General features: G+C 60.2%; 23 protein-coding genes, 1 tRNA gene, 3 pseudogenes and 1 riboswitch. Of the genes and pseudogenes, 14 read left to right on the top strand and 13 right to left on the bottom strand.

What is annotated here, in order from left to right; translation table 11 throughout:
• Position 1: 1 nt before the first annotated feature.
• The 3 genes and pseudogenes from AB4O12_RS01115 to AB4O12_RS01105 form a co-directional block, all read right to left on the bottom strand.
• Positions 2-856: a hypothetical protein gene (locus AB4O12_RS01115; RefSeq protein WP_460060165.1), complete on the bottom strand. Its 855-nt coding sequence runs from the start codon at positions 854-856 to the stop codon at positions 2-4.
• A gap of 1 nt (position 857) precedes the next feature.
• Complete coding sequence (locus AB4O12_RS01110) at positions 858-2,102, bottom strand: glycosyltransferase family 4 protein (protein WP_460060163.1); 1,245 nt, start codon at positions 2,100-2,102, stop codon at positions 858-860.
• A gap of 195 nt (positions 2,103-2,297) precedes the next feature.
• A pseudogene (locus tag AB4O12_RS01105) lies at positions 2,298-2,703 on the bottom strand (hypothetical protein).
• A 349-nt stretch (positions 2,704-3,052) separates the two neighbouring features.
• A riboswitch (guanidine-I (ykkC/yxkD leader) is annotated at positions 3,053-3,153 on the top strand.
• 63 nt (positions 3,154-3,216) lie between these two features.
• On the opposite strand from AB4O12_RS01105, the gene AB4O12_RS01100 reads away from it, so the two are divergent.
• From AB4O12_RS01100 to AB4O12_RS01045, 12 genes are all read left to right on the top strand, one after another.
• Positions 3,217-4,284 (top strand): putative urea ABC transporter substrate-binding protein, encoded by a 1,068-nt coding sequence (locus AB4O12_RS01100; RefSeq protein WP_016771287.1) that lies wholly within the window; start codon positions 3,217-3,219, stop codon positions 4,282-4,284.
• An 18-nt stretch (positions 4,285-4,302) separates the two neighbouring features.
• Positions 4,303-5,118 (top strand): ABC transporter permease, encoded by an 816-nt coding sequence (locus AB4O12_RS01095; RefSeq protein ID WP_024011982.1) that lies wholly within the window; start codon positions 4,303-4,305, stop codon positions 5,116-5,118.
• Positions 5,115-5,903 (top strand): ABC transporter ATP-binding protein, encoded by a 789-nt coding sequence (locus AB4O12_RS01090; protein ID WP_281892689.1) that lies wholly within the window; start codon positions 5,115-5,117, stop codon positions 5,901-5,903. The genes AB4O12_RS01095 and AB4O12_RS01090 overlap by 4 nt, the downstream gene beginning before the upstream one ends.
• Positions 5,904-5,916: 13 nt before the next feature.
• Entirely contained in the window at positions 5,917-6,642 is a 726-nt protein-coding gene (locus AB4O12_RS01085; protein WP_130929424.1) for an urea amidolyase associated protein UAAP1, read from the top strand.
• Between the two features lie 11 nt (positions 6,643-6,653).
• Entirely contained in the window at positions 6,654-7,295 is a 642-nt protein-coding gene (locus AB4O12_RS01080) for an urea amidolyase associated protein UAAP2 (protein ID WP_122704851.1), read from the top strand.
• Between the two features lie 283 nt (positions 7,296-7,578).
• Positions 7,579-11,226, top strand: coding sequence for an urea carboxylase (gene uca, locus AB4O12_RS01075; RefSeq protein ID WP_460060159.1), 3,648 nt, complete (start codon positions 7,579-7,581; stop codon positions 11,224-11,226).
• A gap of 25 nt (positions 11,227-11,251) precedes the next feature.
• Entirely contained in the window at positions 11,252-13,024 is a 1,773-nt protein-coding gene (gene atzF, locus AB4O12_RS01070) for an allophanate hydrolase (RefSeq protein ID WP_460060157.1), read from the top strand.
• A 217-nt stretch (positions 13,025-13,241) separates the two neighbouring features.
• Positions 13,242-14,729 carry a sensor domain-containing diguanylate cyclase gene (locus tag AB4O12_RS01065; RefSeq protein ID WP_460060155.1) on the top strand — a complete coding sequence of 496 codons (1,488 nt, stop codon included), beginning with the start codon at positions 13,242-13,244 and terminating at the stop codon, positions 14,727-14,729.
• Positions 14,722-14,952 (top strand): cysteine-rich CWC family protein, encoded by a 231-nt coding sequence (locus AB4O12_RS01060; RefSeq protein WP_041478882.1) that lies wholly within the window; start codon positions 14,722-14,724, stop codon positions 14,950-14,952. The genes AB4O12_RS01065 and AB4O12_RS01060 overlap by 8 nt, the downstream gene beginning before the upstream one ends.
• 33 nt (positions 14,953-14,985) lie before the next feature.
• On the top strand, positions 14,986-15,678 hold the full coding sequence (locus AB4O12_RS01055; RefSeq protein WP_460060153.1) for a pseudouridine synthase: 693 nt from the start codon (positions 14,986-14,988) through the stop codon (positions 15,676-15,678).
• 316 nt (positions 15,679-15,994) lie between these two features.
• On the top strand, positions 15,995-16,879 hold the full coding sequence (locus tag AB4O12_RS01050) for an alpha/beta fold hydrolase (RefSeq protein ID WP_041478884.1): 885 nt from the start codon (positions 15,995-15,997) through the stop codon (positions 16,877-16,879).
• A 157-nt stretch (positions 16,880-17,036) separates the two neighbouring features.
• A tRNA-Gly gene (locus tag AB4O12_RS01045) sits at positions 17,037-17,110 on the top strand.
• Between the two features lie 145 nt (positions 17,111-17,255).
• Here the strand turns inward: AB4O12_RS01045 and AB4O12_RS01040 are convergent.
• A complete protein-coding gene (locus AB4O12_RS01040; protein ID WP_095180587.1) occupies positions 17,256-18,539 on the bottom strand; it encodes a type II toxin-antitoxin system HipA family toxin in 1,284 nt (427 codons plus the stop codon).
• Positions 18,539-18,835 (bottom strand): helix-turn-helix domain-containing protein, encoded by a 297-nt coding sequence (locus AB4O12_RS01035; RefSeq protein ID WP_095180586.1) that lies wholly within the window; start codon positions 18,833-18,835, stop codon positions 18,539-18,541. The genes AB4O12_RS01040 and AB4O12_RS01035 overlap by 1 nt, the downstream gene beginning before the upstream one ends.
• Positions 18,836-19,134: 299 nt before the next feature.
• Between AB4O12_RS01035 and AB4O12_RS01030 the strand changes: the two genes are divergently transcribed.
• On the top strand, positions 19,135-19,344 hold the full coding sequence (locus AB4O12_RS01030; protein WP_081932519.1) for a transcriptional regulator: 210 nt from the start codon (positions 19,135-19,137) through the stop codon (positions 19,342-19,344).
• A gap of 64 nt (positions 19,345-19,408) precedes the next feature.
• Here AB4O12_RS01030 and AB4O12_RS01025 read toward each other — a convergent pair.
• Positions 19,409-19,767: pseudogene (locus tag AB4O12_RS01025) on the bottom strand (DUF6124 family protein).
• Positions 19,768-20,109: 342 nt separating this feature from the next.
• Entirely contained in the window at positions 20,110-20,880 is a 771-nt protein-coding gene (gene tam / locus AB4O12_RS01020; protein WP_460060150.1) for a trans-aconitate 2-methyltransferase, read from the bottom strand.
• A 176-nt stretch (positions 20,881-21,056) separates the two neighbouring features.
• Here tam and AB4O12_RS01015 point away from each other — a divergent pair, with 176 nt between their 5' ends.
• Positions 21,057-21,467: a low affinity iron permease family protein gene (locus AB4O12_RS01015; protein ID WP_016771301.1), complete on the top strand. Its 411-nt coding sequence runs from the start codon at positions 21,057-21,059 to the stop codon at positions 21,465-21,467.
• A 162-nt stretch (positions 21,468-21,629) separates the two neighbouring features.
• On the opposite strand, the gene AB4O12_RS01010 is transcribed toward AB4O12_RS01015, so the two are convergent.
• The 6 genes and pseudogenes from AB4O12_RS01010 to AB4O12_RS00985 form a co-directional block, all read right to left on the bottom strand.
• Entirely contained in the window at positions 21,630-22,133 is a 504-nt protein-coding gene (locus AB4O12_RS01010) for a DUF4142 domain-containing protein (RefSeq protein ID WP_073475791.1), read from the bottom strand.
• Positions 22,134-22,286: 153 nt separating this feature from the next.
• Complete coding sequence (locus AB4O12_RS01005; RefSeq protein ID WP_460060147.1) at positions 22,287-23,636, bottom strand: sensor domain-containing protein; 1,350 nt, start codon at positions 23,634-23,636, stop codon at positions 22,287-22,289.
• A 75-nt stretch (positions 23,637-23,711) separates the two neighbouring features.
• Positions 23,712-24,350 (bottom strand): LysE family translocator, encoded by a 639-nt coding sequence (locus AB4O12_RS01000; RefSeq protein WP_041478891.1) that lies wholly within the window; start codon positions 24,348-24,350, stop codon positions 23,712-23,714.
• A gap of 61 nt (positions 24,351-24,411) precedes the next feature.
• Positions 24,412-24,543: pseudogene (locus AB4O12_RS00995) on the bottom strand (glutathione transferase); the annotation flags it as partial.
• Positions 24,542-25,273, bottom strand: coding sequence for a PA3715 family protein (locus tag AB4O12_RS00990; protein ID WP_150636484.1), 732 nt, complete (start codon positions 25,271-25,273; stop codon positions 24,542-24,544). The pseudogene AB4O12_RS00995 and the gene AB4O12_RS00990, both read right to left, overlap by 2 nt.
• A gap of 192 nt (positions 25,274-25,465) precedes the next feature.
• Positions 25,466-26,797 carry an MFS transporter gene (locus tag AB4O12_RS00985; protein ID WP_150636483.1) on the bottom strand — a complete coding sequence of 444 codons (1,332 nt, stop codon included), beginning with the start codon at positions 26,795-26,797 and terminating at the stop codon, positions 25,466-25,468.
• Positions 26,798-26,929 lie beyond the last annotated feature (132 nt).

Below are 26,929 nucleotides of genomic sequence, written 5' to 3'. Positions count from 1 at the left end.
GTTACTTCCTTGTAATAACAGCCCGTGAAAGATAACCACTGAGATACTTGAGCATCTCAGGTGCTTCGCGTAATGACGCTAATCCGAGTTTTACGCCACCGTGCCCACCAGCGAAGTCGAAGTTATCCAGATTGATAGCGCAGAAGAAATTCAGTTTGCCGAAATCAAGATTTTCCAATTCAGTTCTGCTGAACCTTGCCAGTTTCTCGTCAGTCAGCTTTTCCTCCGAAGCCGGGCGAATCAAGCCGTCACAGTTGATCAACCGAGGGGTTCCATCTCGCCGCGGCCAGCCAGTAATGACGAACGTTCTAACCGAATCTTCATTCTTGAAATGCGGCGGAGGTGCATCGAGCCAAATCTCCAGCCCCGGATAATTCTTTAGTTTCACAATCAACTCATCCGGCCAGTTGACGTGCCGATAACCCCGCTCATGGGGTTCGGTGGTTTCTTTCCTGGTAAAAAGTCCGGCGTTCAATTTATAGAGCCGCCAACTTTTGGGGATCGACTCTGGGCGCTGATCCTGGTACCGGTGCAGCCCCGTCCCGGTCCACCAGAAAAGCCCCTTCAGAGCAATCGCCAGACACGCTTTCTTGTTGACCATTTCAGGCATGCCTACATAAAACTCAGGGACTAGCGTCTTATCTATATAGGCGCCGCCTAATATCGGCACTTGCTGCATGCTCGCCAGCTTGTTCTGGCAAGCTTTCTCATTTGCCTGGTGAATAGCCGCCGACTCGGCAGTTTGTTCTTTGCGAATATAGAATTCCGCTACGCAGTAACAGACATAAAAGAACAATCCATACTTCAACAACCTTTTAAACCACTTGATCGCCTGCTTACGCGACTTCCTGGACATTTCAAACCTCCCGCTCAAACTGCGGAACGGTTGGTATGTCGCTATGCCCGGATATCGCGCTTGCAAAAACCTCAAAATATTGGCTCACGCCCGATTCCACACTGAACCGACCTGCCGTCAACTTCGCGGCGCTGGCAAGACCACCGTACTCACCTGCCGACTTCAAAACCTTGCTTACACTTCTGGCAATTTCTTGATGGTCAAAGAAATCCACCAATATTCCATTAGCCCCCTCGACAATGACTTCCCTTACCGGAGCCGTATCCGACGCAACAACCACACAACCGGACGCCATCGCCTCCAGTAACGACCACGACAAGACAAACGGATACGTCAAATAGACATGGACTTTGGAACATGCGAGAACCGCACGGTAAGTCTGGTAAGGAAGTTTCCCTGTGAAATGCACTCTGGAGTGATCGAAACTGACCTCCGCCTCCATCCTGCTGCGCCAATCCGGGTACCCGACCGGCCTACTCCCATAACTGACGCCATCACCGCCAACCACGATGATCTGCGCATCGGGGCACTCGGCCTGAATAAGCGGAATAGCTCGCATGAAACTGTGAAAGCCGCGATAAGGCTCAAGGTTTCTGGCGACATAGGTAACGATCGGCTGTCCGGCTTTGAGCTCGATTCCATTGGGCAGTCTGACTGCCCCGACTTTCGCCAGGTCAGAATTTTGAATCACACCTTCGTGAATGACCCGAATCGCCGACCGGTAAGCGGCCGGAAACAGGCTGCGCTGCCACTGCGTAGGCGCGATTGCGATATCGCATTGTTGAAGATTCAACAGATGCAGCGAGTTGAGCACCCGCAGCCGTGACGACTCCCTTGCGGCTCGGCGGAATTCAGGGTCGAACCCGCAATCGGCGCCCTGCGCTCGATAGTAATACTCGCAATAGTGAATCAGCGGCGTATCGGCATAGACGTCCTTGGCAAACAGCGTCTCTCCCCACCCGGGATGAGCAAGAATCACGTCTGGCAGATAGCCCGAACGTTTCAGCCTGCCCAGGATTTCAAAAACTTTCTGCCCGTCGATCACCGCTTGTTCGTAGCGGATCAGATACGGGTGAATATTGCCGGGCGCTCGGCTGGTCGCTCGATATCGATGGATTTCCACACCGGCGACGCCCGGTGCAGTGTCCCGACCTATCGCCACAACCTCATCACCGCGCTCCAGCGCCGCCAGCACCACATGACGGAACTGACCGGGAAAATTTTGATGAATAACCAGTAGCTTCATAGCGCTGAACGTCCATTTTTCGCCGCTATCGAGCTGAGGATTGCTCGCCTCGTTCGGCGTCCACGAACGCTAACAAACACCACGAAATGAAACTGTAGGACGCTTCCGGGATTGCCTTGGGAGATGGCCCACGGAACGCTTTCTCGCCGGGCAAAAAAAGCGGCGCTTGATGCGCCGCTTGTTCGTTGCGGTGATTTACCAGCGGTTGCCACGGCCGTTGTAGTCACGGCGACCGCTGTGACGATCATAGTTGCCGCGACCCCGGTGGTCATTGTCCCAACCGCCCCGACGGTGGCCGTCCCAGCGTCCGCGATCGTTGCCGTGCCAGCGACGGCTTTCGTAATAACGCGGGGCCGGTTGATAGTGCCTGGGTGCCTGGTAATAACGCGGTTGCTGGTAGTAACGCGGCGCTGGCTGGTAGTAGCGCGGCTGAGTGTAATAAGTGCCGCCGCTGCGGTAATAGGAGCCGCCACCGCTGTAATAGGCCGGTGCGGGTGATGTGTAGACCTCTGACCTGTAGTAGCTGTCTCCATAGGAATAAGGAACGCATCCGCCAAGGGAAAAAAAGCATCACGGCAAGCAGTACGATTCGGCGATACATGGCGGCCTCCTGGACCGCGGGTTGGCCACACCAGCGACGCTGGCAGGCGACCGTCAGCAATTGCGTGACTGTCGAAGAATCAGACAGCGGTTTCGGAATCTGGTGCGTTTCTGCAACAAGTTGAAACAAGTGATCATGAAATCTTGTTAATCCGCAAATCAACCCCCCGTGAACCCTGAACACGCTGCATGACGGTGCAACCACGCACCACCACGATGCGCTATCGATCGCCCCGCTCACCTCGGCAATCCAGCAGATCCCCGCCGCAGAGGCCTCGGCGCGACTTGGCACGCCTCTCGCTTTAGCAAACCCGTGCAGGAGTCATCACAGGTTCGCGGCACCACAATTTGCAATGGCTGACTAGGGTTCCGGCTCGCAAGCGCGAGTGGCTGGTCCGAGAGTTGGCGACCTCCAGTTGAGGTTACACGGCGGGACAAAAGCCCGGGAGACAAGCCACCGTTCGCGGTGCCGCGTTGCCTTCCTGTCCGCCCTCGATCAACTGGAGAATCCGCAATGATCCGACTACGTTTCCCCGCCCTGCTCGCCGCCGCCTTCGCCGCGCTCATCAGCACGCAATCTTCCGCCGCCCAGAAAGACCACTTCAGCGTGTGCTGGACGATCTACGCCGGCTGGATGCCATGGGAATACGCCGGCAGCCAGGGCATCGTCGACAAATGGGCGAAGAAATACGGGATCAAGATCGACGTCGTGCAACTCAACGACTACGTCGAATCGATCAACCAGTACACCGCCGGCCAGTTCGACGGCTGCACCATGACCAACATGGATGCGCTGACCATTCCCGCTGCCGGCGGCGTTGACAGCACCGCGCTGATCGTCAGCGATTTCTCCAACGGCAACGACGGCATCGTGCTCAAGGGTGAAGGCAAGAAAGTCGCCGACCTCAAGGGCATGGACGTCAATCTGGTCGAGCTGTCGGTCTCCCATTACCTGCTGGCTCGCGCGCTGGACTCGGTGGACCTGACCGAGAAAGACCTGAAAGTGGTCAACACCTCCGACGCCGACATTGCCGCCGCATTCAACACCGACGACGTCAACGCCGTGACCACCTGGAACCCGATGCTCTCGGATATCAAGGCCAAACCCGGCGTCACCGAAGTGTTCAATTCCAGCCAGATCCCCGGCGAGATCATGGACATGATGGTGGTCAACAGCGCCACCCTCAAAGACAACCCGGCACTGGGCAAAGCGCTGACTGGCGCGTGGTTCGAAGTGGTCGCTTTGATGAACGCAAAAAATGCCGCGAGCAAAGCTGCGCTGGAACACATGGCCAAGGCCTCGGGTACTGATCTCGCCGGCTTCCAGGCGCAACTGGACACCACAAAACTGTTCGCCACGCCGAGCGAAGCGCTGAATTTCGCCACCAGCAAACAACTGCCGGACACCATGCGCAAGGTCGCGGAATTCTCCTTCGAGCATGGTCTGCTCGGCGAAGGCGCGAAGGACCCGAGCGCGGTCGGCATGTCCTTCGCCAACGGCGTGACCAGCGGCGACACCGCCAATCTCAAGCTGCGCTTCGATCCGACCTACGTGCAGATGGCCGCCGACGCCAAGCTGTAAGCCACGGAGGATTTGGCCATGCGCCTGATCAATCGCCACCCCGATCGCCCGAGTCGCCTGTTGTTGGTGATCCTGCCGTTCGCGCTCGTGCTGTTCGCCTACTTCACAGGCTCGGCCGAGCGCCTGGCGGACAACCCCAACGACAAACTGCTGCCCAGCGCCGTGCAGATGAGCGACGCGGTAAAACGCCTGGCCTTCAACGCCGACAGCCGCACCGGTGAATATCTGTTGTGGCAAGACACCGCGTCGAGTCTGCGCCGTTTGGCCATCGGCCTCGGCATCGCGGCGCTGGCGGGTCTTTGCCTGGGTATTGCGGCGGGCACCCTGCCGCTGTTCGGCGCGCCGTTGTCGCCGTTGCTGACGGTGCTGTCGATGGTGCCGCCGCTGGCGATCCTGCCGATTCTGTTCATCGTCTTCGGCCTGGGCGAGTTGTCGAAAGTCATGCTGATCGTGATTGGCATCACCCCGGCGCTGGCCCGGGATCTGGAACAGCGTGCCCGCGACATTCCGGTCGAACTGCTGATCAAGGCGCAGACCCTCGGCGCCTCGACCTGGACGCTGATGCTGCGCGTGGTCTTGCCGCAGCTGTTGCCGCGCTTGCTGATCTCGCTGCGCTTGATGCTCGGTTCGGCGTGGCTGTTCCTGATTGCTGCCGAAGCGATCGCTTCCACCGATGGCCTCGGCTACCGGATCTTTCTGGTGCGGCGCTACCTGGCCATGGACGTGATCCTGCCCTATGTGGTGTGGATCACCCTGCTGGCCTGGCTGATGGACTGGGGCCTGAAGCAGCTGACCCAGCGCGCTTTCCCTTGGTATGAGGGAGCGGCGAAATGAGCTTCATCACAGTAAAGAACGTCTGGCAGCAGTACGCCGATCAAGTGGTTCTGGAAGGCTTGAACCTGAACGTCAACGAAGGCGAGTTCTGCACCTTGGTCGGCGCCTCCGGTTGCGGCAAATCGACCTTCCTGCGCCTGTTGCTCGGCCAGGAAACCGCCAGTCGCGGGGAGATTCTGCTCGACGGCCAGCCCTTGGCCAGCGAGCCGGATGCCAGCCGTGGCGTGGTCTTTCAGCGCTACTCGGTGTTCCCGCACCTGAGCGTGCTCGACAACGTCGCCCTCGGTCTCGAATTGCCGCGCGCGCCCTTGCTTGGCCGGCTGTTCGGCAACGCCAAACGCGAGGCGCGCGAGCAGGCTGCAGCCCTGCTGACAAAAGTCGGCCTCGGCCATGCGCTGGACAAGTACCCGGCACAGCTGTCCGGCGGCATGCAGCAACGCTTGGCCATCGCTCAGGCGCTGATCATGAAGCCGCGCGTGTTGTTGCTCGATGAGCCCTTCGGCGCGCTTGATCCGGGCATCCGCAAGGACATGCACGCGCTGCTGCTGGAGCTGTGGCGCGAGACGCAACTGACGGTGTTCATGGTCACCCACGACCTGTCCGAAGGCTTCAGCCTCGGCACGCGCCTGCTGGTGTTCGACAAGGTGCGCCTCGACCCGCACGCCCCCGGCGCCTATGGCGCCCGCATCACCTACGACATCCCGTTGAACAGCGACCGCCGCGCCCAGCGCGCCGCCGTCGAGGCCCTGCCGCTGCCGCTGGCGGGCACCCTTCGCACTGCTTGAGAGGACTGCTCCAATGACTGATTCAATCCAACTATTCCCACCCTTCGCTGAAGAACTGCTGCCGGGCGGCGGCCACCGTTCGTTCGTGCTCAAGCGCGGCCAATTGCTGCGCCTGACCGACCTGCGCGGCGGCGCCAATGTCAGCCTGACCTTGCTCAATGCCAATGAAAAAACCGAGCGGCTGAACCTGCCCGACAGCCTCAAATGCCAACACACCGCCAAGCTCACTGCCGGCCACTGCCTGTACTCGGACATGGGCCGCGTGCTCGCCGCGATCACCGCCGACACCTGCGGCTGGAGCGACAGCCTCGGCGGCGTGCTCTGCGCGCAAGAAGTCGCCGAAAAATACGGTCAGGGCCGCTACCAGGAACTGCGCAACGGCTTCTTTCGCAACGGCACCGACAACCTGCTGGTGGAGCTCGGCAAGTGGGGCCTGGGCCTGTCCGACCTGCTGATGACACTCAACCTGTTCAGCCGTGTGAACGTCGATGAGGCCGGGCGTTTCCACTTCGTCGAAGGCAACTCGAAGGCCGGTGACTACATCGAGCTATATGCGCCGATGGACACCCTGGTGGTGCTCACCGCCCTGCAACATCCGATGGACCCGTCCCCCGAATACGCCCCGAAACCCTTGAAGCTGAGCTGGATGAACGCCGACGCCAGCGTCGCCGAACACTGCCGCACTTCGCGCCCGGAGAACGAGCGCGGCTTCACCAACACCGACCGTTTGTTCGCCTGAGGATCGCTGCCATGTCACTCGCAATCGCCACTTCGCACAAGCAAGCCGACAGCGCGATCTACCGCGCGACCATTCCCGCCGGCGAGCCCTGGCTGATGGAAGTCAAGGCCGGGCAGACCCTGCGCATCCTCGATCTGGAAGGCAATCAGGCAGTCGACACTTTGTTCTACAGCCTCGCCAACCCCAAGGAACGCTACGACGTGCAACGCACCTTGCGCCGGCAGAACAGCGTCTACCTGAGCACCGGCAGCGTGCTGTATTCCAACCTCGGCCAGCCGATGCTGACCATCGTTGCCGACACCTGCGGGCGCCACGACACCCTCGGCGGCGCCTGCGCGCAAGAGAGCAACACCGTGCGCTACGCCCTGGAAAAACGCTACATGCACAGCTGCCGCGACAACTACCTGCGCGCCTGCGTCCACGACGGCCGATTGAGCAAGAGCGACATCGGGCCGAACATCAATTTCTTCATGAACGTGCCAGTGACGGCGGATGGCGGGCTGACCTTCGAGGACGGTATTTCCGCGCCGGGCAAGTACGTTGATTTGCGCGCGGAGATGGACGTCATCGTGCTGATTTCCAACTGCCCGCAGTTGAACAACCCGTGCAATGCCTACAACCCGACCCCGGCGGAGTTGCTCGTATGGAACTGACCATCAGCCGTTTACGCCGTTGGCTTTTTGCCCTGTGCCAGGCGCGTTCCGGGCAGTGCCTGAAATCCACCAGACAACCCTAACCCCTGTGGGAGCGAGCCTGCTCGCGAATGCGCCGTGTCATTCAGCATTGATGTGGCTGATACACCGCCTTCGCGAGCAGGCTCGCTCCCACAGGGTGTTTGTGGTGGGTTTGAGTGAAGTGTGTTTTTTCCATCCGGGACGGCCCGGATGTCTGTCGAAAAACAGCGGGACGGCCCGCTCCCCCTTCAGGGGTTATGCCATGTTCGAAAAAATCCTCATCGCCAACCGTGGCGCGATTGCCTGTCGCATCCTGCGCACGATCAACGTGCTGAAGGCCCAAGGCGTCGCCGTGTACTCAGAAGCCGATGCTGCCAGCCTGCACATCTCCCAGGCCGCTGAAGCGTACAGCCTCGGCGAAGGCGCGGCGTCCGCGACGTATCTGGCCGTCGATAAAATCCTCGCTATTGCCAAACAAAGCGGCGCCACGGCGATTCATCCCGGCTACGGATTTCTCTCGGAAAACGCAGCGTTCGCCGAAGCCTGCGAAGCGCAGGGCATCGCCTTCATCGGGCCGACGCCGGAGCAATTGCGGATGTTCGGCCTCAAGCACACTGCTCGCGCATTAGCCAGACAGCACGGCGTACCCATGCTCGAAGGCACCGACCTGCTCGACAGCCTCGATTGCGCGCTGAGCGCCGCCGAACAGGTCGGCTACCCGGTAATGCTGAAAAGCACCGCTGGCGGTGGTGGCATCGGCATGCGCGTGTGCCGCAGCGCCAGTGAATTGAGCGAATCATTCGAAGCGGTGAAACGCCTCGGCCAGAACAACTTCAGCGACGCCGGGGTGTTCATCGAGAAGTACATCGAACGCGCGCGGCATCTGGAAGTGCAGGTGTTCGGCGACGGCTGCGGTGAAGTCATCGCTCTCGGTGTGCGCGACTGTTCGGTGCAGCGGCGCAACCAGAAAGTCCTCGAAGAAACCCCGGCGCCGAACCTGCCCGAAGGCATGGCCGATGAGCTGTGTGCAGCGGCGATCAAACTGGCGCAAGCAGTGAATTACCGCAGCGCCGGCACCGTCGAATTCGTCTTCGACAGCGAGGCCCAGCGCTTCTATTTTCTCGAAGTGAACACGCGCTTGCAGGTCGAGCACGGCGTCACCGAGCAGGTGTGGGACGTGGATCTGGTGCGCTGGATGATCGAGTTGGCCGCCGGTGATCTGCCGCCGCTGAACGAGTTGTATCAAGGCCTGGAACCGCAGGGCCATGCGATTCAGGCACGTCTGTACGCGGAAGATCCGGGGCGTGATTTTCAGCCAAGCCCGGGCCTGCTGACCGCTGTGCAGTTTCCGCCAGCCAACGGCGTTGAGTTGCGCATCGACACCTGGGTCGAGGCCGGCGTGGAAATCCCGCCGTATTTCGACCCGATGATCGCCAAGCTCATCGCGTGGGCGCCGAGCCGCGAACAGGCTCGCGCCGAACTCCATCAGGCACTGGGCGATAGCCTGCTGTATGGCGTGGAAACCAACCGCGATTACCTGCGGCAGATTCTCCTCGATACTCCATTCGCCAGCGGCCAGCCGTGGACCCGTTGCCTGGAAAATCTGCTCTATCACGCCAACACCTTCGAAGTGCTCAGCGCCGGCACGCAGACCAGCGTGCAGGACTATCCCGGCCGCCTCGGTTATTGGGCCGTCGGCGTGCCTCCGTCGGGGCCGATGGACAGCCGAGCACTGCGTCTGGGTAATCGCCTGCTCGGCAATGAACAAGGCGCAGCCGCGCTGGAAATCACCATGAGCGGGCCGATCCTGCGCTTCAATTGTGACGCGGTGGTCGCGGTGACCGGCGCGCCGATTGCCTTGACCCTTGACGCTGAACCGGTGCCGATGAACACCGCGCTGCTGATCCCGGCCGGCGCGACATTGCAACTGGGCAGCATCAGCGGCGCCGGCGCGCGCAGTTATCTGTGCCTGCGCGGCGGCGTGCAGGTGCCGGATTATCTGGGCAGCAAAAGTACCTTTACCCTCGGCCAGTTCGGTGGGCATGGCGGGCGCGCGTTGAGGGCCGGTGACGTCTTGCATGTGCCGGCATTGGCCGACCACAGCGCCGGCCAGCAACTGGCCGAACAGCACATCACCACGCTGCCGAGCGTGCGCCAGATCCGGGTGATCTACGGCCCGCACGGCGCACCGGAATACTTCAGCGAAAACTACATCGCCACGTTCTTCGCGACCCAGTGGGAAGTGCACTTCAATTCCAGCCGCACCGGCGTGCGCCTGATCGGACCGAAGCCTGAGTGGGTGCGTGAGGATGGCGGTGAAGCGGGTCTGCACCCGTCGAACATCCATGACAATCCGTATGCGATCGGGGCGGTGGACTTCACTGGCGACATGCCGGTGATTCTCGGCCCGGATGGCCCGAGCCTGGGTGGGTTTGTCTGCCCGGTGACGGTGATTGAGGCGGACCTGTGGCAGCTGGGGCAGCTCAAGGCGGGCGATAAAATTCAGTTCATTCCCGTCGACCTCGGCACCGCCCGCGATCTCGCCCTGAAATGGGATGCACCCTGTGGGAGCGAGCCTGCTCGCGAAAGCGTCGCCCCAGACAAATCGATATTGACTGACACGGCCTCTTCGCGAGCAGGCTCGCTCCCACAGGGTTTGGTGTCGCCTGTGGTGTTGGCGTTGGGCCAAGGCGATCAGCGACTTGTTGCACGGGTTTCTGGCGACACTCATTTACTGCTGGAAATCGGCGAGCCCGAGCTTGATCTGGTCCTGCGCTTTCGCGCCCACGCGCTGATGCAGGCGCTGGAAAGCCAGGCCCTGCATGGGGTGATCGACCTCACCCCGGGCATTCGCTCGCTGCAAGTGCACTACCAGCCCGAGCAACTGCCGCTGGCCGATCTGCTCGGCATCGTCGCTGGCGAATGGGACGCGGTGTGCGCCGCCAAGGACTTGCAGGTGCCTTCGCGCATCGTGCACTTGCCGCTGTCGTGGGACGACCCGGCCTGTCAGTTGGCGATCGAGAAATACATGACCACCGTGCGCAAGGACGCGCCGTGGTGCCCGAGCAATCTGGAGTTCATCCGGCGCATCAACGACCTGCCGAATCTCGACGAAGTGCAGCGCACGGTGTTCGATGCGAGCTATCTGGTGATGGGCCTTGGCGACGTCTATCTCGGCGCGCCGGTGGCCACGCCGCTCGACCCGCGTCATCGTCTGGTGACCACCAAGTACAACCCGGCACGCACCTGGACCGCCGAGAATTCGGTCGGCATCGGCGGCGCCTACATGTGCGTGTACGGCATGGAAGGCCCGGGCGGTTATCAGTTTGTCGGGCGCACTCTGCAGATGTGGAATCGCTATCGCGAAGTCGCCGCGTTCGACGGCAAACCGTGGCTGCTGCGCTTCTTCGATCAGATCCGTTTCTACCCGGTCAGCGCCGAAGAACTGCTGCGCATTCGCCGCGATTTCCCGTTGGGGCGCTTCGATCTGAACATCGAACACAGCCAGCTCAACCTCGCCGACTATCAGGCATTTCTCAGTCAGGAAGCCGCGGGCATCAGCGCTTTCCGTGCGCAGCAACAGGGCGCGTTCAAAGCTGAACGCGAGCGCTGGATCGCCAGCGGCCAGGCGCATTTCGACAGTGAAGAAGCCGTGCCTGACGCCAGCGAAGAAGCACCACTGGAAAACGGTGAACACAGCGTCGACAGCCACATCGCCGGCAATCTCTGGCAGGTGCAGGTCGAGGCCGGCCAGCGTGTCGCGGCGGGCGATGTGCTGGTGATTCTCGAGTCGATGAAGATGGAAATCCCTGTGCTCGCGCCGCTGGCCGGTGTGGTGCGAGAGATCCGCGTGCAACCCGGTTCGGCGGTGCGCGCCGGACAACGGGTGGTGGTGCTGGAACTCGACTGAAGCCATTTTTTATAAGGATCAACCGATGAATCTGCAACTCGATGCACTGCGCCAGGCCTACCGCAATGGCGACACCACACCGCGCCAGCTGCTGCTGCAACTGCGCGAAAAAGCCGCTGCGCTGAATCCCGACTATCACCTGTTCATCCACCTGCTCAGCATCGATGAACTGGAGCCGTATCTGGCCGCCCTCGACGGTCGTGACCTCGACAGTCTGCCGCTGTATGGCGTGCCATTCGCGATCAAGGACAACATCGATCTGGCCGGCATTCCCACCACCGCTGCGTGCCCGGCGTTCGCCTATGTGCCGCAGCAGTCGGCGACCATCGTCGAGCAACTGTTGGCGCTGGGCGCGATCCCGCTGGGCAAGACCAATCTCGATCAGTTCGCCACCGGCCTCAATGGCAGCCGCTCGCCTTATGGTGCGTGCCCGAACAGCGTGCTGGCGGAGTATCCGTCCGGCGGTTCCAGTGCGGGTTCATCGCTGGCGGTAGCGCTGGGTGTGGCGAGTTTTGCCTTGGGCACTGACACCGCCGGTTCCGGGCGGGTGCCGGCGGCGCTGAACAATCTGGTGGGTTTGAAGGCGAGCAAAGGCCTGATTTCCACCGCTGGCGTGCTGCCGGCGTGCCGCACGCTGGACTGCGTAACCACCTTCACCGCGACCGCCCGTGAGGCCAGTCAGTTGCTGGCGTTGACGGCCAGACACGATCCTCGCGATGAATACAGCCGAGGCAATCCGGCATGGAACGACGGCTCGGCATTTGGCGCGCCACGGCCGTTTCGCTTCGGCGTGCCACGGGCACAGGACCTTGAATTTTTCGGCTGCAACGAGGGGCCACAGTTGTTCGCAGCGGCCATCGAACGGCTCAAGGCTTTGGGAGGCGAGGCAGTCGAATTGGATCTGTCGCCGTTTCTCGAAGCGGCGCGTCTGCTCTACGACGGGCCGTGGGTCGCCGAGCGTTACAGCGTCGCCGGTGAGCTGATGGAGCAGAATCCCGAAGCGGTGCTGCCAGTGATCCGAGCGGTGCTGGCCAAGGCTCCGGCAGTGACTGGCGTGCAGACCTTCCGCGCGCAATATCGATTGCAGGCGCTGAAGGCCCTCTGCGACGAGGCCCTGGAAAATCTCGACTGCGTGCTGACGCCGACCATCGGCCGTCCAGTGACCCTGGCCGAGCTTGAGGCGGAACCGGTGCTGCGCAACTCCGAACTCGGTTATTACACCAACTTCATGAACCTGCTCGACTACGCCGCCGTCGCCGTGCCGACCGCGTTCATGGACAATGGTTTGCCGTGGGGCGTGACGTTGTTCGGGCGGGTATTTACCGATCAGTATCTGTTGAGCGTGGCGGATGCCTTGCAGCGCCAGCAGGACAGCGCCCTGCCAGCTCCGGCGAACGCTGCGCGCAACGACCGCGCTCGATTGGTGGTGTGTGGCGCGCATCTGCAAGGGCTGGCGCTGAACTGGCAACTGACCCAGCGTGGCGGGCGTTTGCTGGAAACCACATTCAGTTCGCCGGACTATCGACTGCACGCCCTCGCCGGCGGCCCGCCATTGCGGCCGGGCATGGTGCGGGTCAAGGACGGCGGCGTGGCGATTGCCGTGGAGGTCTGGGAATTGCCGAGCAGCGAGCTGGGCTCGTTTCTCACCGGAATTCCGGCGCCGCTCGGGTTGGGCAAGGTGCAACTGGCGGATGGGCGCTGGGAGAGCGGGTTTATCTGCGAGCCGTATGGCCTGGAGGGTGCGGTGGATATCAGTCATTTGGGGGGATGGCGGGCATACCTCAAAACCCTGGCCTGAATCTGTCGCCCTGTGGGAGCGAGCCTGCTCGCGAATGCGGTATGTCATTCAACATTGATGTGGCTGACCCACCGCTTTCGCGAGCAGGCTCGCTCCCACAGGTTCTGGCGCACCACCCCCGAATAAAGGAACGACCATTCACGCCGCACAGGGAGCAGTTATTTGCGCGCAGTGCCACTAGAATGCATCCCATCGGGCCACTGCCAACGGATCTGCCATGCCGCTTCGTTCTCCCTTGTACTCGCAACGTTCACTGGTGCTCACGTTGGTCGCCCTGCTCGGCGCCGGGTTTCTCGCCACCTCGCTGTTGAGCTATTTCGCTTCCCGCGAGTCGATCCGCGACAACATCGTCAACACTGAACTGCCACTGACCTCCGACACGGTCTATTCGGAAATCCAGAAAGATCTGGTCCGGCCGATCCTGATTTCCTCGATGATGTCCCGTGACACGTTCATGCGCGACTGGGTGGTCAACGGCGAGCAGAATCCCGAGCAGATGACCCGCTATCTCGACGAGGTCATGACCCATTACGGCGCCTACACGGCGTTCTTCGTTTCCAATGCCACGCTCACCTACTACCACGCCAAAGGCGTGCTCAAACAGGTCAAAGTCGATGAGCCGCGCGACACCTGGTACTTCCGCGTGCGCGACATGCAGGACCCGTACGAGATCAACGTCGACCCGGATCTGGCCAACAAGGACAACCTGACGTTCTTCATCAACTACAAGGTCTACGACTACCACAACCGCTTCATCGGTGCCGCGGGCGTGGGCCTGACCGTGGACGCGGTGATCAAGCTGATCGACAAGTATCAACAGCGCTATCAACGCAGCGTGTACTTCGTCGACACCTTCGGCCGCCTCGTATTGACCGGTGCCGAGGGTGGTCCGGAAGGCGCGCACATCGGCCAGAGTCTTGGCGAACTGGAGAGCATGAAAGGTCTGGTCAGCCAGTTGCCCAAGCCGCACAGCGGCAGCTACGAATACTCCACCCACGGCCAGGGACATTTTCTCAACGTGCGGTTTATCCCCGAGTTGAACTGGTACCTGTTCGTCGATAAACGCGAAGACGGCGCGCTGAGCGAGATCCGCCAGTCGCTGTATCTCAATCTGCTGATCTGCCTGTTGGTGACGTTGATCGTACTGGCGCTGCTCAATCGGGTGATCAAGCGCTTCCAGGCGAAGATCCAGGCGCACGCCACCCTCGACAGTCTGACCGAACTGCAGAACCGACGCGGCTTCGACATCCTCGCTGCGCAAGCGCTGCACGAGGCCCAACGGGAAACCAAGCCGCTGACCGCGTTGCTGCTCGACCTCGACCACTTCAAAGCCTTGAACGACACCTACGGGCACATGGCTGGCGATCAGGTGTTGATCGGTTTCGCCCGCGACCTGCAAAGTTGCCTGCGTCACGCCGATATCGTCTGCCGCTGGGGCGGTGAAGAGTTCATCGTTCTGTTGAAAGACACCGACGGCGAGACCGGGCAGAAAATCGCCGAGAAGATCCGCCAGCACGTCGAGCAACACGAATATGCCTACGATGGCCACAGCCTGCATCTGACCGTGAGCATCGGCGCCACCACCGTGCAACACGATGACACCTTGCACACCCTGCTGTCGCGGGCCGATCATGCGATGTACCGCGCCAAGCAAACCGGGCGCAACTGCACCTGCATGGAAATGCCGCACTCGACCTATGCCTGATAACGACGTCAAACCCGACCACTGCCCGGCCTGCGGTGCGCGCAACGATTGCAGCCTCGCCGACCCGCGCACCGCCGACCGCGAATGCTGGTGCTATGGCGTAACCATCGACCCGGCGGTGCTCGAAGCGCTGCCGGCCGCGCTGCGCAATCAAGCCTGCCTGTGCCCGCGTTGCGCCCAGGTCGAAGCGCAGTTGCAAGCAGACCGGCGGCCGATCCCGTAAGATGCGCGGCCCTTTGTCCGTTGAATTCTGACCATGCGTGTCGATCGTTTCCTTAGCAATCTGCCCCGCTACAACCGTCAGCAGGTGCGCCTGTTGCTGGTGGAAAAGCGCGTGCGGATTGACGGAAAAGTCGTCAGCGACCCGCACAGTGACGTACTGGAATTCAGCCGGGTCGAAGTTGACGATGAGGTGCTGCAAAGCGGTAAGCCGGCTCGCTATTTCATGCTGCACAAACCGCCGGGCTGCGTCAGCGCCACCCGCGATCCGCAGCATGCGACCGTGCTCGACCTGCTCGATGAACCGCACAAGGACGATCTGCACATCGCCGGGCGTCTGGATTTCAACACCACCGGGCTGATGCTGATCACCAATGACGGCGCCTGGTCGCGGCGCCTGACGCAGCCGCAAACCAAACTGGCGAAGGTCTATTACATCGAAACCGAACAGGACATCGACCCGAGCTACGCGCTGAAATTTGCCGAGGGCATCTACTTCGCTTTCGAAGATCTGACCACGCAACCGGCACAGCTTGAGCTGCTCGGCCCACGCTCGGCACGGCTGAGCATCGTTGAAGGCCGCTACCATCAGGTCAAGCGCATGTTTGGGTTCTTCAACAACAAAGTCCTGCGCCTGCACCGCGAATCCATCGGCGAACTGACCCTCGATCACGCGCTAAAAACGGGCGAGTACCGCGCTTTGCGCACCGAAGAGATTCATTTGTTCTAAGCCGGCGACCGCTCAGCCGAAGTTGTCGAACAATTCGCCGACGGCACTTGCGTGATCCTGAGTCCCCTGCTTGAATCAGGACGTCGGCCGAAATGTGACCGATGAGTCACCACATACTTCCAAGAAACTTTTTGTCGGTCGTCTGCCCTCAAGGGCTGCGCCTCAGCCGGCAATCTGCCCGCCAATAACAACACCCGTCGACCTGCCGTACCGGATCGACATGGGCCAGCAAATTTCAGGCGTATGCCTACCTGTCACAAAGCTCGTGCAATCTCGATTGCGCGCATACCCGCTTGCTTGCCAGGAGTCTTATGACATGAGGCCAGAAATCGCTGTGCTGGATATACAGGGTCAGTATCGGGTTTACACGGAGTTCTATCGCGCAGACGCCGCAGAAAAGACCATCATTCTGGTCAACGGCTCGATGGCCACGACTGCGTCGTTTGCACAGACCGTGAAAAACCTGCACCCGCAATTCAACGTGGTCTGCTATGACCAGCCCTACGCGGGCCGCTCAAAAGCCCACAACCGGCATGAGAAACATCTGACGAAGGAAGTCGAAGGGCAGATTCTGCTGGAGCTGATCGACCACTTCGCCGCCGAACACGTGCTGTCGTTCTCCTGGGGCGGCGCCGCCACTCTGGTCGCCCTCGCCCAGCAGCCCCGGCGCATCGAAAAAGCCGTGATCAGCTCGTTCTCCCCGGTGATCAATGCGCACATGCTCGATTACCTTGAGCGCGGCGTCGATTACCTCGGCAGCCGCGACGGCGATCGGGTCGGCCATCTGGTCAACAACACCATCGGCAAACACCTGCCGTCGCTGTTCAAGCGTTTCAACTATCGCCACGTCAGCAGTCTCGCCGAGCATGAATACGGACAGATGCATTTTCATATCAACGACGTGCTGCACAGCGATCGCCAGTGCTATCTGAATGCGGCGAAAAAGATCAACGTGCCGGTGCTGTTTCTCAACGGCGAATGGGACGAATACACCGCCGCCGAGGATGCGCGACTGTTCGGCAACCACGTTGCCCACAGCAGCTTCACCACCCTGCAAGCCACCGGACACTTTCTCGACATGGAGCACAAGGCCGCCTGCCGCGACAGCCAGAACGCCCTGCTCGGCTTTCTGAAACCTGCGCCGCAAGCCAGCCGAACGCGCTACTCGTTTGTGCAGGATCAACATGCTTTGGCCATTTGAAACAGCGTCATCGCGGGCAAGGCTGCAAGCTTGAAGTGCCTGTTGCACCGGCGCAGCCCTTGCTCGCGATCGACCGTTTTCTGCGTGGCAAAGCCCTCGCAGAGAAAAGAAAACTTCAAATCCGTGGCCGAGTCTGGTACAAAGTCAGCCGCTCTGAGCGGGTATAGTTTAGTGGTAGAACGAAAGCTTCCCAAGCTTTAGATGAGGGTTCGATTCCCTCTACCCGCTCCACCGAATATTGATCTCGCGTTGTGTTGTCTGACGGGGGATGCAGAAATGAAAAACCGGCCTTGATGGCCGGTTTTTTTGTGTCTGGAAGTTGAAGCGTGTTGGCGGTGAAGACTTCCAGAAGATCGCTGAGCCCCTCCTCCCCGGATTACTTCTCGAAATCCTGATGCAGCCTCGCCAGTACATTGAAGATCGGTTCCCCGGCTTTGTGCGGGACATTCAATCGAGTGAATACTTTCTTCCAGTCGGCGAGCGCTGCGAGAGTCTGCTCGATGTATTCCTCGGCCTTGAGGTATTTGTAATCCTTGCAGATCTCCATGATTCGCTTGCGCGTAGGCGTGCCGGGAGTGCGGCCACCGAAGTCAGTGGTGTGCTCGCCCATGGCGTTTGCGAAAGTCAGGTCGTATGCCGGGGACAGCGTCCAGGTTTCTTTCTCGCCTTTTTTTTCAGGATTGTGGCAGAGAAAGGCAAAGTTCTTCGCATGGTCGTCATGGTTGTGAGACAGCGCATTGAAGATCATTAACCTGGCCATCTTTTCCACTTCGACGGAGCTTCTGGTCAACACCTGAGTGAGCTTGAGCAGGTTCGGGTAGTCGATGGATGACAATGCGCGGTAGTCCGCGTACATGAGCGCCGAGACGGTCATCATGTGAATCTTGCGCTCGCCGTCGCGGTCGAAGCGCTTGGTTGCGAAGAAACGCTCAACCTCGCCGCCAGGCATCTGCACATCCAGAAGATCCGATTCAGCCATGGTCACTCCGGCGGCACGAGCCATCTCGGCATAGGCGAGTTCAATGCCGCCGGTTTCAATCGGTTCGTACAATGCCCTGAACTTCACGATCCAATGTGCATAGCCCTCGGGCAGGGCATCAAAGGCCGAAATTGCGTGTTTTTTGTCGGCAGACAGCGCCACGATTGCCTTCGGTCGTGCGCCCCCCGGTGAGCCACCGGCCAGTCGCAATTTGGTAAGCACAGCAGGGGTCTCACCCTCTTGAACTTCGATTGAAGCTTCGTAGAGTTGGCAAATATCCAAAGGGCCTGTGAGCTCTGTTTTTTCCGCCTTCGGCTGATATTCAAACGCCCCCATACTGCGCTCGCCCATATAAGCAAGGCGATCAAGCGCTGTGAGGGTAAGGTGGGTGCCGTCACCGAAGGTGCTGTCGAAATATCGATCCATCAGCAGCATGCCCCAGCCGTCAGGCAGTGAATCGGCGAATGGTCCGTGTAGCCCTTCGAAGAGGCTGGTGTTCCTGGCCAACTGGGGCTTTTCGTCCCAAGCCATTGTCAGCGGCGAAAGATTGTAGCCAGTGGCAAGCCAACCCGGATCGTAAGCGAAGTAAATCCCCCGGCCCGCGACTCTGACCAGCTCACCAACCTTGGCGCCCTCTTTCAAAACATCCAGCGCTTCTGTGTGTTTGAAAGGCTTGATCATCAGCGCATCCCTCTCTTGCGCCTGGCATTCTTCAGCTCATCCAGCGAGCTCGGTTGCTCTGGTTTGAACAGCCTGGTCACAGCGTTGAGTTCATCAAGCGCAGTGGCTATCAGGATCAAAGCCTCCAACGTCACGAGGCCGGTCGCTTCGAATCGCTTGATGGTGGATTCGGAAACCCCCGCCTTTTCTGCGAGCGTCTTGCGGGAAAGGTTTTTGGAGAGCCGCAGGATTTTGGCGTTTTCTCCGACATTTCTAGCGATCTCAGCCGGCGAGTGAAGCAAATGCATGAATGACATGGCAAACCCTTCCAATTCTTAAGGATCTTAATAGAGCCATTGTAGCCATCTAACCTCCCTTAAGGATCAGATATGACCATTTTTGAAAAATTTCACTAATTTCGTGGAGCAATAGAGATCTTCTGATTGCTACACAGCTGACATTGAGGATTACGCGGTTGGGTCACGCGTGGCCGCTTTTGTCACCGCGAATCTGACTCTCCGCAATGCAGTCATATTTGGCAACGTAATGATGAACACAGCGTTTGTTGTGCCGTTCAAGATCGCCGCTCATGTGGTTACCAAAGCGGACATCATTTATGGACATCAAACCCATTCGGAGCACTGAAGACTTGTCCGCAGCATTGCTGCGTATCGAGCAGATTTGGGGCGCTGAGATGAACTCGCCGGAAGGCGATGAATTGGAAATTCTCGCTCGGCGGGTGGGCGAGTATGAGGAGCAGCAATTCCCGATTCCCCCTTCCGAGCCCTTTCAAGAGGACAAACCTGGTATTGATCAGCGGTTTTGACGCTGCACTAGCCGAAAAACCGGTCGCAACGACCGGTTACTTTTTACTCGGAAATCAACGCCGGCTAACCCACCGGCACCACATTATCCAACACCTGATTCACCGCCAGCTCGCCCAGCATGACGACCTGGGCGATGCCGAGCAGGGTTTGCGCTGGCTGCCGTCGAGCAAGGCGGCGAAGTCGCCGAGCATGACGCTGGCCGAGCCGAGGGATTCGCTGGCGTTGACCAATAGCGACTCGGTGTCGGTGCCTGGATTGACCATGAACATGCTGCTGGCCTGGTATGGCGGTGAGCTGGTTTGCGGCGGGATGAGATAGTGGTCGAGAGCGCGTTCGGCGGCTTCGTGGAGTTTTTTCGAATCGAGGGACTCGTACGGAGAAGCCGGATCGGTTTCCGGCGGATTTGGCGTTACCTTGAACATGGAATCTTCCTGTAGTGGTAACTGCAACCATCCCGCTGCTATACGAAAGGGTGGCAGCTGTACGCAAGTTAGCAGACCGGTAGGAAGTCCAAAACCCGGCGCACCCGAGGGTGCCATGCGCACAGCCACCATCAAGTGCAGGCGAAGCCTGACTGGAAGGTACATGTGCAACCGTTGGTCAATCCTGGCCGGGCTTCTAAACCCATCACTGCCCCAGCGAGCCCCTCACCCTCACCCTCTCCCGAGGGAGAGGGGACCGATCGGGTTGTTCTTGCGAGTTACGCCGACCTGAACCAATGCGTCGAACTCACGATAAAAAACGAGCTAGACGAATGAATATTTTCAGCGGGTCGCAACAATGAACAAACGTGGAAACGGCAACAGCACCGAGCCGTCAGCCAAGGCCGGATAAGCCTTGGCAACTTCCGCCAGATACCGCTGCAGATACTGCGCCCGCTCCTCCTCGGTCAATGGGCTCAGGAATGGAATCAACCCGCTACCCTTGAACCACTCCACCACCCCCGCTGCACCATCGCGAAGTTGATGGTGATAGGTGGTGCGCCACACATCGACCCGCGCGCAGTGCGGCCGCAGCATTGAAAAATACTCACTGGCACTGGCCATGTCGGTGCGCTGCCCGGCAGCGTCTGCGAGCTTGCTCGCCCACGGCCCATTGGCGGCGACTTCACGCATCAAGCGGTGGGACGGTTCGTTGAGGTTGTCCGGCATCTGGATCGCCAGGCTGCCACCGCCTGAAAGCTTGCTCGCCAGGGCTGGCAGCAACGAAGCGTGATCAGGCACCCATTGCAGCACCGCATTGGCGAAGATCACATCGAACGGACCCTCGTCAGCCCATTTGTCGACCTCGGCCACCTGAAACTGCACGTCAGGCAAGCGCTTGCGCGCGGCGGCAATCATGTCCGCCGAACTGTCGAGGCCACTGACGCTCGCATCGGGAAAACGCTGCACCAGCAATTCGGTGGAATTGCCCGGTCCGCAACCAATGTCCACCACCGCCCGGGCCTGCGCGGTGGGTATCGCCGCCAACAGATCACGGGCCGGGCGGGTGCGTTCATCTTCGAAAGCGACGTATTGCTTGGCAGACCAACTCATTGCGTTCTCCTGTCGGGGCATGGCTTGAAACCGGGAAGTGCAGCTGCCCATACCATACAGCGATAAGGCCGATGAGCTCGCCTCGCCTCCGGCGTCCGGCCCGGTTATTTGTAATTAGAATTTTCAGCACAACACCGATGTCTGAATTTCAAGCTCCCAAAACAAGGACTTCCATCATGAAATTCGCAAAGATTGCCCAGAAACTTGCCCTGTGGGCCGGTAGCCCGAAGACGTTCATGGGGGCGTTGATTCTGATCGGGCTGTGGGGGTTGAGCGGGCCGATTTTTGGTTACAACGACACGTGGCAGCTGATCATCAACACCTCGACGACGATCATCACGTTCCTGATGGTGTTCCTGATTCAGAACACGCAGAACCGCGATACCGACATTCTGCATTTGAAACTCGATGAGCTGTTGCGAGTGAACAAGGAAGCGCAGAACGCGATGCTCGGGCTGGAGGCGCTGGATCTGAAGCAGCTCGAAGCGCTGCGCCGGCATTACCGCGCGCTGGGTGAGAATCAGGTGTTTGATCTTGAGGGGCTTGGCGACAAGAGCAAGCCAAAGCAGGATTTGAATGAGTGCTGAGCAAGTAAACACACCCTGTGGGAGCGAGCCTGCTCGCGAAGACGCAGGGTCAGTCAAAACATCATTGACTGATACACCGCTTTCGCGAGCAGGCTCGCTCTCACAGGGGAGGCATCGCATTTCAACTGAAGGTTTCGCTCGCGCTGCACCAACAAGGCGAAGTTAGCGACTGGCCTGCAACGCTCGAGCTTTCTCCAGATGGCTTTGCAGTTTCGGCAAAGTCTCATCGGCAAACGCTTTGATTTCCGGCACGTCGGTGGTCTGTGCCTGTTGCTCGATCTGGGTGATGGCCTCTTCGGTCGCCTTGACCTGACTGGCGGCGTAAGCCTGATCGAATGTCGCGCCGTCCTTCACTTCCGGCATCAGTTCTTTGGCCTTGTCAGCAAGTTCTTCGCGGGGGGCAACCGGCAGGTCGAGTTTCTTGGCGATTTTCGCCAGATGCTGGTTGGCCGTGGTGCGGTCGTTGATCACAACGATGGTGTAATCCTTGACCTCTTTCGATTCGGTCTTGCCGTGGGCCAGACGACTTGCTTCGATGTCGGCCATGCCTTTGGCGGAGGCATCGTTGATGAATTCGGCAGGCGACTGGGCGAACGCACTGCTGGCGCACAGGCCCAGCAGGGTTGCAAAACTGACGTTACGTAAACGGGTGGCCATCCGGCTCATGGTCGCGCCCTCCTTCGTGGAAAATTCAAACGGGCCGTGATTCGCCCGCAGCTCAAATAGTCGCGGCGGACAATTGTCCGCCTCAATTAGGAATGCTTTAGCGGTCAAAGGTTTAGAAAATCTGCCTGAACCGCGACGAACGGCGCGCTCGCTTCAGCTTCCCAAGGCTCGATGATTCAGGCGTTTGGCCGCATACATGGCTTGATCGGCATGCCGAAACAGTTGCTGTTCTTCTTCGCCGTGTTCAGGAAAGCGCGCCACGCCGATGCTCGATTCGATCCACAAGTCATGCCCGTCGAGGCGCATGGGCTGCGCCAGAACCTGTCGGATTTTTCCGGCGACACTGTCGGGATCGCCGGCGGCATGCACGCTGTGCAGCAGCACGACGAACTCATCGCCACCGATACGCGCCACCGTGTCGGTTTCACGCACGCAGCCTTTCAGCCGGTTGGCCACGGTTTGCAGGAGCATGTCACCGACGGCATGGCCATGGGTGTCGTTGACCTGTTTGAAGCGATCCAGATCGACATACAGCAGCGCCATGCGCCCGTGCCCGGTTCGCGCATGGGCCAGCGCTGCCTTGAGCCGATCACGCAGCAGTTCGCGGTTGGGCAGTTGCGTCAGTTGATCGTATTGCGCCATGCGTTTGAGCCGCGCGTGCAGTTGCTGGCGCTCGACGGCCGTGGCGACTTGTGCACAGACATATTGCAGCAGTTCCTTGTCCTGCTCGGTGTAGCGTTCGCCGCCAGCGAGGCTTTTGACGATCAAGGCGCCGATGGTGCCGTTTTTTGAGTTCAGTGGTACGCCGAGCCAGCAAGGCGCGTTTTGTTCCGCCACCAGCTCAGCAAAATCGGGCGTGGCATCGGCGCTGTCCGGCGTCAGCAACATCGGCTGGCCGCTGCGGATCACTTGCGCGCAGAGCCGTCCGATGACGGTGCCGGGCTGCTCGGGCTGCAATTCGTGATCGTCGACGTGATAGGGAAAATTCAGCTGCGCGCAGTGTTCGTCGTACAGCGCCACGGAAAAATTCAGCGCCGGCAGCCACTCGCCAATCAGCAGATGGATGCGTTTGAACAGCGCCAGCAAATCTTCCGCCGCGTGCGCCGCTTCGGAAATCGCGTACAACGCCGCTTGCCGCGACTCGGCCTGCTTGCGCTCGGTGATATCGCGGGCGACGGCGATGCGCAGTTGATCGACTTCCGACCAGCGCGCCGACCAGGAAATGTGCGCGACGCTGCCGTCCTTGCGCAGATAGCGGTTCTCGAAATTGTGCTTCGGGTCGCCGCCCATGATTTCGCCAGCGGCCGCAAGGGTGCGCTGGCGATCAGCCGGGTGCACCAGCTCGATCATCGAGCGGCCGATCAGTTCGTCAGGCGTGTAGCCGAAAATCCGCTCGCAGGCAGCGCTGACAAAAACGAAACGGCCCTGTTTGTCGACCGCGCAAACGGCGTCCAGCAACAGGTCAATGTAGCTCGCCAGCGGCGCAGGGTTTGGGCTTGCCATGGTTCTAACGATTGTCCGCGCAGTGCAGCGATTTCAATCATCCATGATCGTGATTGCGCGTCCCTGCCCATTCCATCAAGTCTTGTTCGGCAGCAGCCCCGGCAGCGCGTGCATCAACGCGTTGATGGCGAAGCCGATAAACATCACGCCGCATAAACGCGTGATGAGCAGCTCATGCCGCTGATACACCATGCGCACTCGCTGTGCGCCGACCACGCCGATGAGGATAGCGTAGGCCAGGGCGCCGCCGATGAAACTCAGGGCGATCAGTGCAGGTAGCATCGACCAGTTGAGCAGTTCGGCGCGGCTCGACAACAGCGCCGTAAAGGTCGCCACCGCCACCGGATAGGCCTTGGGATTGGTCAGGCCGAAGACGATGCCGTGCCAGAACGGCTGCCGCGCCGCCCCTTGCGCCTCGTCGCCATTGCGGCGTTGGGCACGCACCGCACGCCAGCCGAGCCAGAACAGGTACAACGCGCTGAGCACGCCGAGCACATCGAACGCGGTGCTGCCGATCTCGCGGGCGCCGACGATTGCCACCAGCGCGGTGCTGCACCAGATCACATCGCCGAGCAGATGCCCGCACAGAAACCCCGCCCCGGCCCGCCGGCCATGGGCCGCGCCAATCCCGAACACCGCCAGCACGCCCGGCCCGGGCGTGATCCCGTAGATGAAACCCGAAGCCAGAACGGCCAACAGCAATGATGGAGTCATGAGAAACCTGCAAGCGCCAGAACACGTGGCGCAGAGTCTATATCACCGCGATTGAAGCGGATCAGGGTTCGTCGCAGAAACGCATGCCGGGGTACGGTTTCTGCCGACACGTAGCCAGCCGCGATTGCAAATCGCCGACGTGGACTTCCAGCTTGTGCCCGTCGGGATCGAGGAAGTAGAACGACGCGCCTTCAATAGCCTCTCAGATTTTCGGGAACGAAATATTGCTGTCCGTCATAGCGCAACGTGGTCAGCACCGGCTTTTCGTGGGTAGTTTTCGATTCGCAGGTGTCGGGTGGCCCCTCACCGACCAGGCCCATGGTGACTGAGCGGACAATGATATCGGCGTAACCATGGGAACTGGTTTTGCCCATCTCAAGCGTACGCACCGTCTCCGAGCGCTCTCCGGCGCAATTGCCATCCCATTCGCCACTGAAGCTGTAGGCGACCAAGCGATCCAGCACCGGGCGCAGTTTGTCGCCCTCTTTCACGTAGAGCGACAGCAGGGTTTCATCCAGCGGATTGACGCGTGACGAGCCTTTGAAATGGGCGCGAACGCCGAAGGCACGGAGGTCGGGCGTGAGTTTATAACGCGCCGTATCCAGCTCCAGACTCTCCAGCGCGATGGCATCGGAGAGAAACGCCGACCGCTGATGATAGGTCGCCAGCGGTTTGGGGCTGCCGGCCGTGATGATAGCCAGATCCAGATCGTACGAGCCCACGCTGCCGTCATGGCCATAGACCGGATCGGGCACGAACGTCGATAGCGCGATAATCGTCAGCGACGGATAAGCCGGCCATTCTTTGCACAGCGAGAAATCCGCTTCCGCGCTGACCGCCGGCGGTGTGCAATCGGCCCAGGCCTGCCCAGCCATGAACCACCCGCAGAGCGCTGCGCTGATCCATACTGACTTCACTGTCATTTCCTGCTCCTTGAAGATATTTCCAGGCGCGCACTATCCCTTTCTGCATCGGAGGATTCAACAGATCTGGCCAGCGAATCTTCTCATGTGTCTGAAGTCGGAATTCGCGAGCAGGCACGCTCGCACAGGAAAGCGCATTCCAAAGTGGGAGCGAGCCTGCTCGCGAAGGCGTCATCACAGACGCCGCGAGTCTCAGAACTTATCCAGCGTGCGCAACTTCTGCGGCAAGCCCCACAACAGCAAAGCGGCCGCAATCAGCGCGGCGACGCCGATGACGTACAGCGCCGGGGTGGTGCTGCCGGTGAGGTCCTTGATGCGTCCGACCATGACAGGGCTGACGATCCCGCCGAACTGCCCCAGGGTATTGATCACCGCGATCCCGCCCGCTGCGCCGGCACCGGCGCCCGCCAGCAGTTTCGGTGGCAGGGTCCAGAAGCTCGGAATCGAAGCGATGATGCCCGCGCCGAGCAGGCCGAGCGCGACGATCAGGAAGGTCGTGTGGCTGGCGAAGATTCCCGCGCTGAAGAAGCCGATCGCGCCGACGATCACCAGCCCGGCGACAAACTTGCGCCGTTCACCGGTGGCGTCGGACAAGCGTCCGATCACCACCATGCTGATCGCCCCGCAGATGTACGGAATGGCGGTCAGCAGGCCGATCATCACCGGGCTTTCGGTGCCGGCGCTGCGGATCAATTGCGGTGCCCAGAAATTCAAACCGTAGGACGCGACCTGGATCAGGAAGTAGATCAAACCCAACGTCAGGAACCCGGGAATTTTCAGCGCCGCGAGCAATGAGCCGCCGCTCTTGTGTGGTTCGTGATGAGCGATGCGACTGGAGAGCAATTTCTTCTCGTCAGCCGTCAGCCAGTGCGCATCCTCGATGCGGTCCTTCAGCTGCGTCAGCACCAGAAAACCCAGCGCGATGCACGGCACGCCTCCGAGCAGGAACAACCAATGCCAGCCGCGCATCTGCAATACGCCATCGAGGTGTTGCAACACCAGCCCTGAGAACGGTGCGCCGACCAGCCCGGCAAACGCCGAGGCGAGAAACAGCATCGAGGTGATGCGGCCACGGAAGTGCTGCGGAAACCACAGCGTCAGGTAATACAGCACGCCCGGAGCAAACCCGGCTTCCATCGCACCGATGACGAAGCGCAGCGCATAGAACTGCCATTCGCTGTTGACGAAGACCATCGCCGCCGTCGCCACGCCCCACGACATCATGATCCGCGCGATCCAGCGCCGCGCGCCGACCTTGTACAGCATCATGTTGCTCGGCACTTCGAACAGCACGTAACCGACCACGAACAGCCCGGCGCCCAAGCCATACGCGGTGTCGCTCAGACTCAGGTCGGTCTGCAACTGGAATTTGGCGAAGCTGATGTTGATGCGGTCGAAAAAGGCGAACAGGTAGCAGACCATGATCAGCGGCATCAGGCGCCAGGCAACTTTGCTGACCAGGGCTTTTTCGGCGTCGTGATCGACGGACGGATTCACGCCCGCCTCCATTACATTGAGGCTCATAGATTTTCTCCAGGCGGACTGCCGATGGGCGTCCGATTGTTTTTGTTGTCTGGTGATGACGCTCCCTGTGGAGCGCTTTTGTGTGGGAGCTGGCTTGCCAGCGATGGCGTCAGTTCAGCTAACGCTTTCGTT

This window comes from Pseudomonas sp. S2_A05 (assembly GCF_054668485.1).
This window is presented reverse-complemented; position numbering and strand designations above follow the sequence as displayed.